Annotated in this window: 13 protein-coding genes and 2 tRNA genes; 2 read left to right on the top strand and 13 right to left on the bottom strand. The window is 43.4% G+C overall.

The window, feature by feature from the left end; translation table 11 throughout:
- Nucleotides 1–24 precede the first annotated feature (24 nt).
- The 3 genes from rimM to ffh form a co-directional block, all read right to left on the bottom strand.
- Nucleotides 25–579 (bottom strand): ribosome maturation factor RimM, encoded by a 555-nt coding sequence (gene rimM, locus EXA13_RS14980; protein ID WP_238133871.1) that lies wholly within the window; start codon nt 577–579, stop codon nt 25–27.
- Between the two features lie 18 nt (nt 580–597).
- The gene (gene rpsP / locus EXA13_RS14975) at nt 598–846 is read right to left on the bottom strand and encodes a 30S ribosomal protein S16 (protein WP_078925563.1); all 249 of its coding nucleotides are present in this window, start codon (nt 844–846) and stop codon (nt 598–600) included.
- A 233-nt stretch (nt 847–1079) separates the two neighbouring features.
- On the bottom strand, nt 1080–2456 hold the full coding sequence (gene ffh, locus EXA13_RS14970; RefSeq protein ID WP_238133870.1) for a signal recognition particle protein: 1377 nt from the start codon (nt 2454–2456) through the stop codon (nt 1080–1082).
- A gap of 212 nt (nt 2457–2668) precedes the next feature.
- Between ffh and EXA13_RS14965 the strand changes: the two genes are divergently transcribed.
- Both EXA13_RS14965 and EXA13_RS14960 read left to right on the top strand, forming a co-directional pair.
- Entirely contained in the window at nt 2669–3463 is a 795-nt protein-coding gene (locus EXA13_RS14965; RefSeq protein WP_238133869.1) for a cytochrome C assembly family protein, read from the top strand.
- A 49-nt stretch (nt 3464–3512) separates the two neighbouring features.
- On the top strand, nt 3513–4790 hold the full coding sequence (locus tag EXA13_RS14960) for an HlyC/CorC family transporter (protein ID WP_238133868.1): 1278 nt from the start codon (nt 3513–3515) through the stop codon (nt 4788–4790).
- Nucleotides 4791–4857: 67 nt separating this feature from the next.
- Here EXA13_RS14960 and luxS read toward each other — a convergent pair whose 3' ends face one another.
- The 10 genes from luxS to EXA13_RS14910 all read right to left on the bottom strand — a co-directional run bounded on the left by luxS (nt 4858) and on the right by EXA13_RS14910 (nt 15446).
- The gene (luxS, locus tag EXA13_RS14955) at nt 4858–5376 is read right to left on the bottom strand and encodes an S-ribosylhomocysteine lyase (RefSeq protein ID WP_238133867.1); all 519 of its coding nucleotides are present in this window, start codon (nt 5374–5376) and stop codon (nt 4858–4860) included.
- Between the two features lie 113 nt (nt 5377–5489).
- Nucleotides 5490–7058: a glutamate--cysteine ligase gene (gene gshA, locus EXA13_RS14950; RefSeq protein ID WP_238133866.1), complete on the bottom strand. Its 1569-nt coding sequence runs from the start codon at nt 7056–7058 to the stop codon at nt 5490–5492.
- A gap of 220 nt (nt 7059–7278) precedes the next feature.
- On the bottom strand, nt 7279–10131 hold the full coding sequence (locus EXA13_RS14945; protein ID WP_238133865.1) for a M16 family metallopeptidase: 2853 nt from the start codon (nt 10129–10131) through the stop codon (nt 7279–7281).
- 9 nt (nt 10132–10140) lie between these two features.
- The gene (locus EXA13_RS14940) at nt 10141–10593 is read right to left on the bottom strand and encodes a YqaA family protein (protein WP_238133864.1); all 453 of its coding nucleotides are present in this window, start codon (nt 10591–10593) and stop codon (nt 10141–10143) included.
- Between the two features lie 2 nt (nt 10594–10595).
- Nucleotides 10596–11546: an NADP-dependent oxidoreductase gene (locus tag EXA13_RS14935; RefSeq protein ID WP_238133863.1), complete on the bottom strand. Its 951-nt coding sequence runs from the start codon at nt 11544–11546 to the stop codon at nt 10596–10598.
- A gap of 110 nt (nt 11547–11656) precedes the next feature.
- A complete protein-coding gene (locus EXA13_RS14930) occupies nt 11657–12787 on the bottom strand; it encodes a sodium ion-translocating decarboxylase subunit beta (RefSeq protein WP_238133862.1) in 1131 nt (376 codons plus the stop codon).
- A gap of 9 nt (nt 12788–12796) precedes the next feature.
- Nucleotides 12797–14578 (bottom strand): sodium-extruding oxaloacetate decarboxylase subunit alpha, encoded by a 1782-nt coding sequence (gene oadA / locus EXA13_RS14925; RefSeq protein WP_238133861.1) that lies wholly within the window; start codon nt 14576–14578, stop codon nt 12797–12799.
- 22 nt (nt 14579–14600) lie between these two features.
- A complete protein-coding gene (locus EXA13_RS14920; RefSeq protein ID WP_238133860.1) occupies nt 14601–14855 on the bottom strand; it encodes an oxaloacetate decarboxylase subunit gamma in 255 nt (84 codons plus the stop codon).
- A 367-nt stretch (nt 14856–15222) separates the two neighbouring features.
- Nucleotides 15223–15299 (bottom strand) — tRNA-Arg (locus tag EXA13_RS14915).
- A gap of 70 nt (nt 15300–15369) precedes the next feature.
- Nucleotides 15370–15446: transfer RNA gene (locus EXA13_RS14910), tRNA-Arg, on the bottom strand.

Below are 15446 nucleotides of genomic sequence, written 5' to 3'. Positions count from 1 at the left end.
GTTCTTCGCCTTATCGATTTAGAGTTAAAACGCAGGATCCCAGTCAACTTCGATCCGTTGAGCGGTGCGATCAATCTGTTTGATCACTTGCTCTTCAAGAAACGGAATTAATCGTTCCTTTTGTCCAAAAGCATCTTTTAGATTTGCTTTCACTACCAAAACATCGTTGGAGCCAGTTTCTAACATATCGATAACTTCACCAAGATCATAACCTTGTGTTGTTACCACTCGCATGCCAAACAATTCCCGCCAGTAGAATTCATCTTCTGACAATTCAGGTAATGCCGCTGGGTTAATTGAAATTTCAAAGTTAGTCAGTAGGTTTGCATCTTCGCGAACATCAAGCCCTTGAAGTTTTGCTAACAAGCCTTTGTTATGGCGTTTCCAACTTTCTACTTTGTATTCCACCCATTCGCCCTTTTGGTTAACAAACCAAGGGCTATAATCAAAAATGCTTTCAGCATTGTCTGTGTAGGACAAAACTTTAAGCCAGCCACGAATGCCATAAGAAGCACCAAACTTACCTACAACAATCTTTTCGCTTTGCTTGCTCATTATTTTTTTGCCTTCCATCGACATAAACTAGTCACTATTGAATTAAGCCGCTTTTTGAGCGTCTTTTACTAGTTTAGCTACGCGATCAGATAAAGATGCGCCTTGTGATACCCAATGGTTCACGCGATCTAGATCTACACGTAGGCCTTCTTCTTGACCTGTTGCAGTAGGGTTAAAGAAACCTACTTTCTCGATGAAACGGCCAGTTGAAGAGTTGCGGCTGTCTGCTACAACGATTTGATAAAATGGACGCTTTTTAGCGCCGTGACGTGCCAAACGAATGGTTACCATGTCGTCCTCTTTGCTTTCTCAAAAATAAAATTAACCCCAGAAACTATTCGATTAAAAACAGTTTGGGGTCTCGTGCCAAAATAAAGCCTCGGAATTTTACTCTTATTCCGAGGCTTTGCAAGGGGTTTAGCTACTTTTTCACCACCAAATCCCATCAGTGATTACTGTGAGCTTGCTAGCAGTTTGATAAATCATACTGAAAATAAAGTCTCTCTGAAGTTTCTTGCCCAAGCTTAGCGGCCAAAGAAGCCACCTCCACCAAAACCACCGCCCATCATCCCTTGCATATTACGCATCATGCCTTTCATGCCACCCTTCTGTATTTTTTTCATCATTTTTTGCATTTGGGTAAATTGTTTAAGCAATCGGTTTATATCTTGAACTTGGGTTCCAGAACCTGCCGCGATCCGTTTCTTACGAGAGCCTTTGATTAACTCCGGGTTCTGACGTTCTTTCATGGTCATCGAATTAATGATGGCTTCCATCTGTTTGAACATCCGATCATCCACTTTATCTTTCACACCGGCAGGAAGCTGTGACATACCAGGAAGCTTGTCCAACATTCCCATCATACCGCCCATATTTTGCATTTGTCCGAGCTGTTCACGAAAATCTTCTAAATCAAAACCCTTTTTCTCTTTGAATTTTTTCGCCAGCTTTTCAGCCTTTTCATGGTCTACGTTACGCTGCAAATCTTCAATCAGCGATAACACATCCCCCATTCCCAAAATACGAGAAGCAACACGATCAGGATGAAAAGGTTCCAAGGCATCCGTTTTTTCACCAACACCTAAGAATTTAATGGGTTTACCTGTGATATGACGAACAGATAACGCCGCACCACCACGGGCATCACCGTCAACCTTAGTAAGAATAACCCCAGTCAATGGTAATGCATCGCCAAAGGCTTTCGCGGTGTTCGCCGCATCTTGCCCAGTCATAGCATCAACCACAAATAAGGTTTCGACAGGGTTGATGGATTGATGCAGTGCTTGAATTTCACCCATCATCTGTTCATCAACCGCTAAGCGCCCTGCGGTATCGACGATCAATACATCATAAAATTTCTTCTTAGCATGCTCGACCGCAGCCGTGGCTATATCAATAGGGTTTTGATCAGCTGATGAGGGGAAGAAGTCGACCTCAAGATCATTGGCTAATGTTTCCAACTGTTTAATCGCCGCCGGGCGATACACGTCCGCAGACACCACCAGCACTTTTTTCTTATCGCGTTCTTTAAGCAATTTAGAAAGTTTACCCACACTGGTCGTTTTACCGGCGCCTTGCAAACCCGCCATTAAAATTACGGCTGGCGGTTGGGCGGCTAAATTCAAGGCTTCATTCGCCGCCCCCATCACGGCTTCTAGCTCTTGACGGACAATCTTAATAAATTCTTGCCCCGGTGTTAGGGATTTAGAAACCTCAACACCAACCGCACTCTCTTTCACTCGACTAACGAATTCACGCACCACAGGCAATGCGACATCAGCCTCGAGCAAGGCCATGCGGACTTCACGTAAGGTTTCTTTAATGTTGTCTTCAGTAAGACGACCTTTACCACTGATATTTTTCAGCGTTTTGGATAATCGATCTGTTAAATTCTCAAACATGTTTTTCTCTTCGCGATTAGGCGATCAATACGCTTGAGTATACCTTAGCCAAATGGCTAGGCATACCCATTGCAGAGTCACGAGCAGGTTTCTTTATAAGATTGGGTTATATTTCAATATCTCAACTCTTAAAAACGATAACGATCCAACGTAGCTCATTGAGCCTTAGCAGGGTATAATTCTTCAATTGAGCAACCAATTTTGTGACAAGTATGGATAACCTAATCGCTATTGTTGCCGCTACTTTATATTTTTTATCGATTGCAACCATTGTTCCGGGCCTGGTCAATCAAACTGGCGTCAAAGCAAAAACCGTTTTTATTAGTGCTACATTGGGGCTGTTTTTTCACGCCTGGTTACTCGTGGGGTTAATTTTGCATGGTTCAGGCCAAAATCTGAGCATTCTTAATGTGGCATCACTGATCAGCTTTATTATTGCTCTGGTCATGAGTTTAGCGATGTTCAAAGCACGTTTGTGGTTTTTACTTCCCGTGGTATATAGCTTTTCAGCGATCAACTTATCCCTCGCTGCTTTTCTCCCTAGCACCTTTATCACCCATTTAGAAAATGACCCGAAATTAATGGTACATATTTCTTTTGCTCTCTTTTCCTATTCAACATTGTCAATCGGGGCGCTCTATGCACTACAACTGGCTTGGCTTGATTATAAATTAAAAAAGAAAAAAGGCTTATCCATTAACCCAAACCTTCCTCCACTGATGATGGTTGAACGGCAGCTCTTTAAAATCATTTTGATAGGTAACCTACTATTAACTGGCACTCTCCTGACGGGCCTGCTCTTTGTTCAAGATATGTTTGCGCAAGGAAAAGCACACAAAGGTATCTTGTCTTTTATCGCCTGGATTGTATATTCCCTTTTATTGTGGGGACATTATCAGAAAGGCTGGCGAGGACGTAAAGTGACTTGGTTTGCAATTGCCGGGGCCACACTATTAACCTTGGCCTATTTTGGCAGCCGTTTTGTCAGAGAAATTATTCTCAATTAAGGTCAATCATGATCGCTCATTTTAATTCTATATAAGGAAACAGTGCGTTTTGGACGACATCTCAACGGGTATCTTATTTGCGCTACTCGCGTGTCTTATCGTTATTTCAGCTTACTTTTCAGGTTCTGAAACAGGCATGATGGCTCTTAACCGTTACCGCTTAAAGCATTTGGCAAGTACCGGACATAAAGGAGCCAAACGAGTTGAACGGTTACTCGGCCGCCCAGACCGCTTAATTGGCCTTATTTTAATCGGTAATAATCTGGTTAATATTCTTGCTTCAGCCATTGCCACCATTATTGGAATGCGTTTGTATGGCAATATTGGGGTTGCCATTGCAACTGGGGCACTCACCTTAGTGGTATTAGTCTTTGCAGAAGTGACTCCAAAAACATTAGCGGCGCTCTATCCAGAACGCGTCTCATACGCTAGCAGCATTGTGCTCAGTATCTTAATGAAGCTGATGGCCCCTTTAGTGATTTTTGTTAACTTAATCACGAATGGCTTCTTACGCCTACTCGGTGTAAGAGCAAAACACGGGGGAGAAGATCCACTTAGTTCCGATGAATTACGTACTATAGTCAATGAGGCGGGACGCCTTATTCCTCGTCGCCACCAAGATATGTTGCTCTCCATTCTCGATCTTGAGCATGTTACGGTGAACGATATTATGATTCCTCGAAATGAAATCACCGGTATTAATATTAATGATGATTGGAAGTCCATCATCCGACAGTTAACACACTCACCACATGGCCGAGTTGTCCTATATCGAGATAATATTGATGAAGCCGTTGGCATGCTTCGTTTGCGAGAAGCCGCTCGCTTGATGCTAGAAAAAAATGAATTCAATAAAGAGACGTTGTTTCGAGCGGCAGATGAAGTCTACTTTATTCCAGAAGGCACCCCACTGAATGTACAGTTACTTAAGTTTCAACGTAATAAAGAGCGTATTGGACTGATTGTTGATGAATATGGCGACATTATCGGTTTGGTCACATTAGAAGATATTCTCGAAGAGATTGTCGGTGAATTTACGACCTCGATGTCCCCCAGTTTGGCAGAGGAAATCACACCACAAGGTGATGGCAGTTTCTTAATTGAAGGCAGTGCGAATATTCGAGATATCAACAAGAGTTTGAAGTGGAAACTGCCGACCGATGGTCCAAGAACATTGAATGGTTTAATTTTAGAACACCTTGAAGAGATCCCGGAAAGCCATTTAAGTGTGAAAGTAGCAAGCCACCCGATGGAAATTATTGAGTTGGAAGAAAATCGAATCAAGCTGGTACGAGTTTTCCCACGTAAAGTGAAAAAGAGCAAATAAATACCTTTCCTATTCTCATAAAAAAGGCTTGGTTATCAATAACCAAGCCTTTTTCTATCCTTATCAATCAATCGACTTTTAATGACTGAAGCATCACTTCAGGCAGGGCAAGCTCATCATTTTTATTTACTTGAATACCCGCCTGAATAACTTGCTGGGCGATCGCTTTTGCTTCAGATAAAGAATGCATGGCTGCCGTTCCACATTGATACTCATTTAACTCTGGAATCTTATCTTGGCTTTCCACCTTAAGTACATCATTCATTGCAGCTAACCATGCGCTGGCTACCTGCTCTTCACTCGGTGTACCGATTAAGCTCATATAAAAACCCGTTCGGCACCCCATTGGCGAAATATCAATAATTTCGACAATATCGCTATTAAGGTGATCCCGCATGAATCCAGCATATAAATGCTCCAGCGTATGAATCCCTTTTTCAGATAAAATGTCTTTATTGGGTAACGTAAAACGCAAATCAAACACCGTAATGGTATCGCCTTTTGGCGTTTGCATAGCCTTGGCCACTCGTACTGCAGGGGCGTGCATGCGGGTATGGTCAACCGTAAAGCTGTCTAGTAATGGCATGTTCTTCTCTCCTTGGATACATCCCTAACCGAGAATGCTATCGCTATCCTGACATCAATCGACTGACATTAGAATAGCGATCTGACTGGATATTTCTCTTATTCCCAGTGCTGCTATTCTTCTATATAACGAAAATAGGTTTGCAGAAAGTCATCAAAACTCTGAGTTTCCTGCTGTTCGATCGTCTGTTGAGCCGCCAATGAGCGAGTTACCTCTTGCTCCATGACCAACGATGAGTAAGTCTGATACGCATGTTGTAGGTTTATTTCTTGGTATTTCTCCCCCAAATAGCGTCCAACTTTCCCCAACCCTCCGAGCAGGTGTGTTTGTTCAAGAATTTGAGCCGATAGTGTTTTTTCTGGATGATCAATCCAATCTGCTAATTGTTGACAAACCTCTTGATAAGCGGTGCCACCATTTGCGTTATCCATCTGCTCAGCAATGATCGTCAGATCAGCAAAAACACGTTTTGCCCATACGGCTAAAGTTAATTTTTCACCATGACAACCAATTTGTAGCTCAAGCCCTGGTTTTCGGCCTTCTAATACGACTTTGCGCCAGTTATCACGCCAGCATTCCAATTCACAATTATCCATCGGATCCGAATCGGATAATGCGGTCCATGTCAGGAAAAGATCCAAGAAACGGACTTGCTGTTCAGTAATACCGATCGGGCTAAATGGGTTCACATCCAGTGAGCGCACTTCAATATATTCGACCCCGGCTCGCGCTAACGCATCCGATGGTTTCTCACCCGATTGAGCCACTCGTTTAGGACGAATCGGCGCATACAACTCATTTTCAATTTGTAGAATATTGCTGTTGAGTTGGCGGTATTCTCCGTTCACTTTCACGCCAATCTTAGCAAACGCTTCCGAAGGGGTTCGAATCGCTTGATTAAGCCCAGTTAAGTATTGATCAATACTGTTAAACCCAATTTTCAATACGCTTTGCGCATGATTAGTGTAGCCTAAATCACTTAAACGTAATGAGGTCGCATAAGGAAGATAAAGAGTTTTTCCAATAGCCTCAAATGGGAGATCGGTTTTACGATCTTGAATAAATGAAGAACATAAGGCTGGAGATGCACCAAAGAAATAAGGGATCAACCAACCAAAGCGATAATAGTTACGAATCACAGAAAAATACGCCGTAGACTTTGTCTCTTGACGTTGTGCTTCAGACTGTTCGCCATATAACGCATCCCAAAATATTTCTGGAAATGAAAAGTTAAAATGTACCCCAGAAATAATTTGCATCAGGCTGCCATAACGCTGTTTCAACCCTGTACGATAAAGCGTTTTCATCCGTCCAGTATTTGAACAACCATACTGAGCCAGTTGAATATCCTCTTCACACCCCACATAACAAGGCATTGATAATGGCCATAATTTTTCATTATCAATCTTACTTTGAGCAAAATGATGTACATCCGAAAGCTGAGCCATCAAAGTATCGACATCATGGGAAACGGGCGTAATAAATTCCAGTAATGATTCAGCAAAATCGGTAGTGATCCAACGATGTGTAAGAGGCGAGCCTAAGCTTTGAGGGTGAGGGGTTTGAGCAATGGCTCCATCTGGAGTGTATCGTAAGGTTTCACGCTCAACCCCGCGGCTGAACTGTTGGAATACTTCAGGTTGATTAGCAACTCGTTTAAGTCGCGCAGCAAAATTAGTCAAAATGAGATTCGCTTATATTGGTTAGGTTCGAAATGAAGCTGAGCGTAACTCGTTACTCGCAGACAATAATGCTAGACCATGGCTTCCTTCATGGCCTAGCGTTGAGTAACTCACTCACTTTTCCTAGTGCAACTCATCGAGTGCAATCGTGTCTCGTTATGAGCAGGAAACAGCCAAATGAATACCTTTCCCTGTGCAGTTACTTGGGTATATGCGTACTCTAACGGATGATTTCAAGCTCTTCTATAGGAATTGCTAACTTTTCTAATTGTGGTTTTAAATTTTTCATATCCCCTACCACGATAATTTGGTAATCCTGAGGTTGAAACCATTTCTTCGCTAACTGATTCAACGTTGCTTTATCAACATGATTAACCAGTTGATTACGCTGCTGTAAATAATCACGATCCAAATGATAGGTTAAAATCTGACTAATAAGTTGAGCCTTTTGAGAGGGAGTCTCATAGCTCAAAGCATCTTGCTGTCCAACGGCAAGACGCAAAAAGTCCATCTCATCCTCCGTTAAACCTTGCTGACTAAAATTCGCCAATTCTTGATTAATTTCCTTAATCGCTTCTAGCGTGACGTTGGCCCTTACTTGCGCATGGAAGATCACTGCGCCCACTTCTCTATTACTAGAAAAATATCCACTGGCTCCATAGGTATAGCCTTTATCTTCACGCAAATTTTGATTGATTCGACTATTAAAGTTTCCAGCCAAATTAAAGTTAGCTAATTGGCTTAGATATAACTCACCAGTCGCATCAAAAGGTAAACCTTTGCGAACCAAACGAACCACACTTTGCGGTGCACCGGGTTTATCGACGACATAGATTTTTTGTTCGGCTAAACTAGGGACGACTTGTGGATGAAGCATCGGAGCTGGCTCACCTTTCCAAGCGGCAAAAAATGACAGTTGTTTTATGACCTCTTGGCGATCAATATCCCCCACAACCACAATCTGTGCGCCATTTGGCGTGTAATGTTGACGATAGAAAGCCTGAACATCGTCTAAGGTAAGTGAGGCAATAGAAGCTTGTGTCCCTTCACTTGAACGAGCAAAAATTGAGTGGCCAAACAACACTTGTCGGGTGGCTTGGGAGGCCAGCCAACTAGGTTGCTGATGTTGGTACACGATGCCTTGTGCCATTTGTTGTTGAATCAAGGTAAAATCTCGTTCACTAAACCCAGGGGTTAACAACATCTCATCCACCACGGCTAAGGTTTCTGGCAGATGCTTTTTCAAACTAGAAATCACAACATTCGTAGAATATGCTCCTGCATGGATACGAATCACAGATCCCAGTTTATCGAGTTCAGCCTGAATCTCTTCTACACTGCGTTTCGCCGAATCTTGCTCTAACAAAGCGGCCGTTAAATTAGCGAGCCCTTCTTTTCCGAGCTCAACATGGCGCTCTCCCGCAGGAAGTCGAATCTCCATCAACACCGTCGGAGTTTCAGTCATCTTCGTACCCAATAACTCAGCCCCATTATCAAAATACCAATCATAGAGAGGAGGCATCTGCGCCTGAACCGGTTGGGCGACATCAGGCATTATTGAGCGATCAAATGCATCGTTAACCTGACGATACGCGAGCTGATCTTCGGTAATTTTCTGGTAATCCGGCAGTTGTCGTTTCGGAGTAACAAATGTCGCCCGATGAACCGCCCACTCCGCTTTCCCTTTTGGCACCACACTTAATGTGACTTTCGGTTGATGTTCAATATATTGCTGGAAAACTTGGTTAACGGAATCAGGAGAGACCAATCTTAGTTGATACAGTTGCTGTTCTATTCGATCTGGTTGACCATAAAATGTTTGATTACTGGCTAATTGACTCACTTTACCTCGTACACTTTGCAAGGCAAAAACCGCATTTGCTTCGGCCTGTCCGGTGATTTGTTCTAAACGTGACTCACTCACCCCTTGCTGGGAGAACTGTTGTAAAGTATCCACCAAAGCTTGATACAACGGCGCTAAGTGTGACGGCTTCCCTGATGGAGCCATAGCATAAACATAAAACGTACACGCCAGCTCTGCACAATCTTGAAAGGCGCCAGCATCGACCGCTTGCTGCGTTTTCACTAAGTTTTGATAAAGTAAACTGTTGCTACCACTTCCTAACACTTGCGCTAACGTATCTAAAGAAGCTTGTTGCTCAGCTCCCTGATACGCTGTTGGCCAGCCAATCACAACCATCGGCTGTTGAATACGATCTTCAAGAGTAATGAAACGATCTTGCTTCAAATGAGCAGGATCTTTTGGCGCACTCTTCACTTGTGGGCCTTTTGGTATCGACCCAAAATAACGGTTCACCCACTCCAGTGTTTGAGTGACATCAATATCACCACCGATGGTCAATACCGCATTATTTGGCCCATACCAACGTAAAAAGAAGGCTTTAAGATCATTTACATCCACTCGATCTAAGTCTTCAACATAACCTATTGTTTGCCAAGAATAAGGGTGCCCTTCTGGGTAAAGAGCTTCTGACATTTTTTCCCAAATCAAACCATATGGACGATTATCATAATTTTGAGCTCGCTCGTTTTTAACCGTATCCCGCTGAATTTCAAATTTACGCTGAGAAACGGCATCAAGTAAAAAGCCCATACGATCCGACTCTAGCCACAATACTTTTTCTAACTGGTTCGATGGCACCGTTTGAAAATAATTCGTTCGATCACGATTCGTGGTTCCGTTTAACTCCCCACCCGCTTCTGTGATCAAACGAAAATGTTCTTGATCCGCAACATGCTTAGAGCCCTGAAACATCATATGTTCAAAAAAATGAGCAAATCCTGATTTACCCACTTCTTCCCTTGCCGAACCGACATGATAAGTCACATCCACATGCACAAGAGGATCGGAATGATCCGGTGATAGAATAACCGTCAAGCCATTCTCAAGCTGATATTTACTATAAGGAATCATCACCTTATCTGGCTTAGCATCCACTTGCTCTATTAACGTGACGCCCGCCGGTAAAGATGAGAAAAATGGTAATGTTCTTGAAGATGAACAACCGTATAGCGTAAGAAGTGCAACCACACCTACCCAAAGTTTTTTCATCACAACTCCTTAGAAAAAACCATAAAAAAAGGCACCCAACGTGGCATAACGAAAAGCCTTCCCAAGCATAATCATGCTCAATACCGGTAAGCTTTTCATTCTTAACCACCCAGCTGCTAAACAAAGAGGATCCCCAATCAAAGGTAACCAACTCAATAATAATGCCCAATAGCCATGTTTATGTAGCCATTGTAATGCTTTATGACCCTGTTTTTCTTGTTGAGTTCGATTAGGTAACAACCGACCTAGCCAATAGTTCGTCATTCCCCCCAGTGTGTTACCTAAGGTAGCAATAGCGATAATAGTAATAGGAGAGAATGTCTGAATCGCAAAAGTGGCGATCAATGCCGCCTCAGAGCCACCCGGTAAAAGAGTGGCACTAAGAAAACTGACAGAAAATAAAACCCAAAGCGCAGAATCTGAAAAAAACTGAGCCCCTTGGGCAAAATAAAGATCAAACAAGGCTAATTCTGCATATCAAGTAAAATTTTACCGCGTGTATGCCCAGTTTCCATCTGCTCATGAGCTTGACAAATGTGATCCATAGAATAAATGTGCTGAATTTCCACCTTTAATAACCCAACACTCACCATATATAGCATGGTATCCAGTTGTTCAGGGTTAGGATCAACCAGCATACCTGTAGCTTCAAAACCTAACATCTTCGCTTTTTCACAGATCAATTCCGCACTGAGTGTTGGCACACTCACAACACGAGCATGATCATTAAGGCACTTAAGTGCATCTAATGCGGCCTCACCTCCGACCAAATCAATCAAGACATCCACAGCTTCTAACCGTTGTGATACTGGTGCAAATTGGTAGTTTATCGCATGCGCCCCAAGAGTCGCTAGATAATCAAGGTTCGCTTCACTACAGGTTGTATATACTTCCGCTTTCGCTGCCAATGCAATTTGTAATGCAATATGCCCAACACCGCCAGCTCCAGCTAAAATAAGAACTCGCTCACCCTCTTTAATTTGGGCTTTACTCAGTGCTTGTGCTGCCGTTTGCCCTGCAAGAGGTAATGCTGCCGCTGCTTCTAATGTGACGGAATCAGGAACTATGCTGAGCTCTTTTTCCGGAAGAGAAAGGTATTGACTATAGCCACCACCACGGATCGGAAATCCAATGAACCCAGCCACATTCATCCCTTCGGCTAACGTCGTCACACCTGATCCAACTTTTATCACTTGTCCAGCAATGTCATACCCTGGCACCCATGGCAATTTATCTTTATTTTGTGCCGCTGCCCAGCCAAGCCCAGCGCGAGTCTTCACATCAATAGGGTTAATACTCGCAAAAGCCACCTTCACCAGAACTTCGCCTTCCAGAGGCTCAGGAATCACGGATGACTGAATCGCGAGCACTTCTGGCCCACCAAATTGGGTAATGACGATCTGCTTATTGTCCATATTCTAGGTCCCTATTGCTGGCAATGAAAAAAGGGATGCCGAAGCATCCCCTTGAATATATACCATTTTATTACTAGTCGTTAACCATAAGCCTTAAAATTAACGCCCAGTTAACCAACTAAGGCCAATAAAACCCCAGCCGCAACAGCTGAACCTAAAACCCCAGCAACGTTTGGTCCCATGGCATGCATCAATAGAAAGTTTTGTGGGTTAGCCTCCAAACCAACTTTATTGACAACACGCGCAGCCATTGGCACAGCCGAAACTCCAGCAGCGCCAATTAATGGGTTAATATCTTCTTTAGAAAATTTGTTCAGAACCTTCGCCATTAAGACACCACCAGCAGTCCCAATACTGAAGGCAACAGCACCGAGCAATAAAATACCTAAAGTAGAAATATTGAGGAATTGATCCGCTTGAAGTTTTGACCCCACCCCAAGACCTAAAAAGATAGTCACGATGTTAATCAGTTCATTCTGCGCCGTTTTTGATAAACGATCGACCACACCCGCTTCACGCATCAAATTCCCCAAGCAGAACATCCCGACCAGTGGAGTGGCCGATGGCAAAAACAAAATCGCCATTAATAATACCAACATAGGGAAAATAATTTTCTCTGCTTTGCCAACATGGCGTAATTGCGCCATTTTGATCTGTCGCTCTTGTGGTGTCGTCAACGCTTTCATGATCGGTGGCTGAATGATAGGAACCAATGCCATGTAACTATATGCGGCCACCGCAATCGCTCCCAGCAACTTCGGTGAAAGTTGGCTCGCTAAGAAAATTGCAGTTGGGCCATCAGCACCACCGATAATTGCTATCGACGAAGCATCAGCCATCGAAAACTCCATTCCAGGCACATAGTTAAGCATAATTGCACCAAATAATGTGGCAAAAATACCAAACTGCGCAGCGGCTCCTAGCCACAAGGTTTTAGGGTTGGCAATTAAGGCCCCAAAATCAGTCATTGCTCCCACGCCCATAAAAATCAGCAAAGGAAAAATCCCCGATTCGATACCAATGTAGTACACGTAGTACAACAACCCACCCGGTTCAGTAAAACCAGCATTAGGAATATTTGCCAAAATGGCCCCAAACCCTATCGGTAATAACAATAAAGGCTCAAAACCTTTGCGTATCGCTAAAAATAGCAATACGCAGCCGACAAAAATCATAATGATTTGGCCAAGCTCAAAGTTAGCAATCCCTGTTTCCTGCCACAGGGTCAATAATCCGTCCATGTTACACCCTTATGCCAAACTTAAGATCGGCGCACCGACTGTCACTGCATCCCCTTCCTTAACATGCAGTTCTTGAACAACACCACTACGCGCAGCCCGAACTTCTGTTTCCATCTTCATCGCTTCTAAAATAACCAGCACATCACCTTCAACCACTTCAGTTCCAGGTTGAACTTGAACCTTAAAAATATTTCCAGCAAGAGGAGCGGGCACAGCTTCAGCTGCTGAGGCCGGAACAGGAGCAGAGGTTGTCGCTGTAGACTGACTAGCGGTCACCGAGCTAATTTGGCCTTGGGGACCCACTTCTACTTGATAAACTTGTCCGTCAACTTTGACACTGTAGGTTTCGATACTCGGTACAGAACCTTTTACTACTGGAGCTTCGGCAGATTCGACCGTTTCAGATCCCGGTGCGGGTTCAAATGCATTGGGGTTATGACGGTTTTTCAGAAATTTAAGTCCGACTTGAGGGAAAAGAGCATAAGTCAGGACATCATCCACCGTATCTTCCGCTAATGAAATCCCTTCAGCCTTGGCTTTTTCTAACAATTCCGCGGTTAAATGATTCATTTCCGCTTGCAGCAAATCAGCCGGACGGCAAATAATGGGCTCACTACCATCTAAAACTTGAGCCTGTAATGCTGGATTGACTTCCGCTGGAGTTGCACCATATTCCCCTTTAAGAACACCTGCCGTTTCTTTCGTGATACTTTTATAACGCTCGCCAGTTAAAACATTAATGACCGCTTGAGTACCGACGATTTGTGAAGTAGGTGTCACCAGTGGGATATAACCAAGATCTTGACGTACTCGAGGAATTTCTTGCAATACATCATCAAGACGATCGGCAGCACCTTGTTCTTTCAGCTGACTTTCCATATTCGTCAACATTCCACCTGGCACTTGAGCGATCAAGATTCGTGAGTCGACACCTTTCAGTTGACCTTCAAACTTGGCATATTTCTTACGAACTTCACGGAAATAAGCCGCGATAGGAGCAAGTTGTTCAAGGTTAAGTTGCGTATCCTGCTCTGTTCCCTGCAACATAGCAACCACGGTTTCCGTAGGAGTATGGCCATAGGTTTGACTCATGGACGAAATAGCCGTATCCAGAATATCAACCCCAGCTTCTACCGCTTTTATTGCCGTTGCTGTTGATAATCCGGTTGTTGCATGGCAGTGCAGAGCCAAAGGAACATCACACGATGCTTTGATGCGTGACACCAACTCTTCTGCTTCATAAGGTTTCAGAAGCCCAGACATGTCCTTAATACAAAGAGAATGGCAACCGAGATCTTCTAGTCGTTTTGCTAAATCAACCCAAGTTTCAGTATTATGAACAGGGCTCGTCGTATAAGAGAGCGTTCCTTGTGCATGCGCACCAACATTGACCGTGGCTTTGATCGCTTGCTCAAAGTTACGCACATCATTCATTGCATCAAAAATACGAAAGACATCCATACCATTAGCGTGCGCACGTTCAACAAATTTCTCAACCACATCGTCGGCATAATGACGATATCCCAGCAGATTCTGCCCTCGCAATAACATCTGCATCGGGGTATTTGGCATTGCTTTTTTCAGTGCACGTAAACGCTCCCATGGATCTTCACCTAAATATCGAATACACGCATCAAAGGTTGCACCACCCCATGTTTCTAGCGACCAATAGCCGATTTTGTCCAACTCTGCCGCAATAGGCAACATATCTTCAAGACGCATACGCGTCGCAAACAATGACTGATGGGCGTCTCTTAACACCACATCGGTAATAGCAAGTGCTTTAGACATGCTCATTAACTCCTTTTAATTCTTACGACTTAGCAGCTGAATGTCGGTATTGATGTACAGCTGCAGAAATAGCTGCCACTACCCGTGGGTGAACTGCAGCAGAGGTGGGTTGAATCGATTTTTTAGGACTGGCTATCGGTTGAGGTACTTCTTGCGGCACCAATTTAGACATTAACCGAACGAGATAAACCAAAATGGTTAAAAATAGAAATACGACGACCATCCCTGTAATCATCAGGGTTGCCGCATCTACAAGCAGGCTTCCAATATTTGTCATGTTGCTTCCTTTCTGTGTCATCCTGACAGCAATTGTCTGAGATAAAAAATTACGATCTAGACAAAGCCAAGAGGATTATCTCGACTTGTGAAAAATTGTCAATTTTGTTTAAGAGTCTTTAGACAAATCAGAGCAATCAAGTGAAAGAACCGTCATACAAATCACAAAATGTCATGTAATTGAGTTAAAAAACTCATACGTTTTTAGTGAATATGAATAGATTAATCGGAATTTGATATGAAATTTGAGATGAAGCTAATAAAAGGAGAACTGACGAATAAAAACAATAAGTTGTAAATTTAAAATGGGAAAAATGCTACGCATTTGTAAATAAAAAAACCTCGCTAAATTGCGAGGTTTTATAAAATGGCGCGCTCAGGAGGATTCGAACCTCCGACCGCCTGGTTCGTAGCCAGGTACTCTATCCAGCTGAGCTATGAGCGCGCAGGGTTTTGATCATTCTAAACTTTAATACAAAGTCTTAAATCATCAGGGTAATCACTTACCTTAAAGGTGGCGCGTCCTGGAGGATTCGAACCTCCGACCGCCTGGTTCGTAGCCAGGTACTCTATCCAGCTGAGCTAAGGACGC

The sequence above is a fragment of the Vibrio cincinnatiensis genome, assembly GCF_022113815.1.
Taxonomy (GTDB): Bacteria; Pseudomonadota; Gammaproteobacteria; order Enterobacterales; family Vibrionaceae; genus Vibrio; species Vibrio cincinnatiensis_A.
The sequence above is the reverse complement of the archived record's forward strand: the minus strand, read 5'-3'. Positions and strand labels throughout refer to the sequence as shown.

Bases quoted from the DNA above. Each gene is read 5' to 3' on its own strand.
- EXA13_RS14965 (WP_238133869.1), top strand. From the start codon at position 2,669: ATGGATAACCTAATCGCTATTGTTGCCGCTACTTTATATTTTTTATCG.
- EXA13_RS14935 (WP_238133863.1), bottom strand. From the start codon at position 11,546: ATGGACAATAAGCAGATCGTCATTACCCAATTTGGTGGGCCAGAAGTG.
- EXA13_RS14920 (WP_238133860.1), bottom strand. From the start codon at position 14,855: ATGACAAATATTGGAAGCCTGCTTGTAGATGCGGCAACCCTGATGATT.
- rpsP (WP_078925563.1), bottom strand. From the start codon at position 846: ATGGTAACCATTCGTTTGGCACGTCACGGCGCTAAAAAGCGTCCATTT.
- EXA13_RS14945 (WP_238133865.1), bottom strand. From the start codon at position 10,131: ATGAAAAAACTTTGGGTAGGTGTGGTTGCACTTCTTACGCTATACGGT.
- ffh (WP_238133870.1), bottom strand. From the start codon at position 2,456: ATGTTTGAGAATTTAACAGATCGATTATCCAAAACGCTGAAAAATATC.
- rimM (WP_238133871.1), bottom strand. From the start codon at position 579: ATGTCGATGGAAGGCAAAAAAATAATGAGCAAGCAAAGCGAAAAGATT.
- oadA (WP_238133861.1), bottom strand. From the start codon at position 14,578: ATGTCTAAAGCACTTGCTATTACCGATGTGGTGTTAAGAGACGCCCAT.
- EXA13_RS14930 (WP_238133862.1), bottom strand. From the start codon at position 12,787: ATGGACGGATTATTGACCCTGTGGCAGGAAACAGGGATTGCTAACTTT.
- luxS (WP_238133867.1), bottom strand. From the start codon at position 5,376: ATGCCATTACTAGACAGCTTTACGGTTGACCATACCCGCATGCACGCC.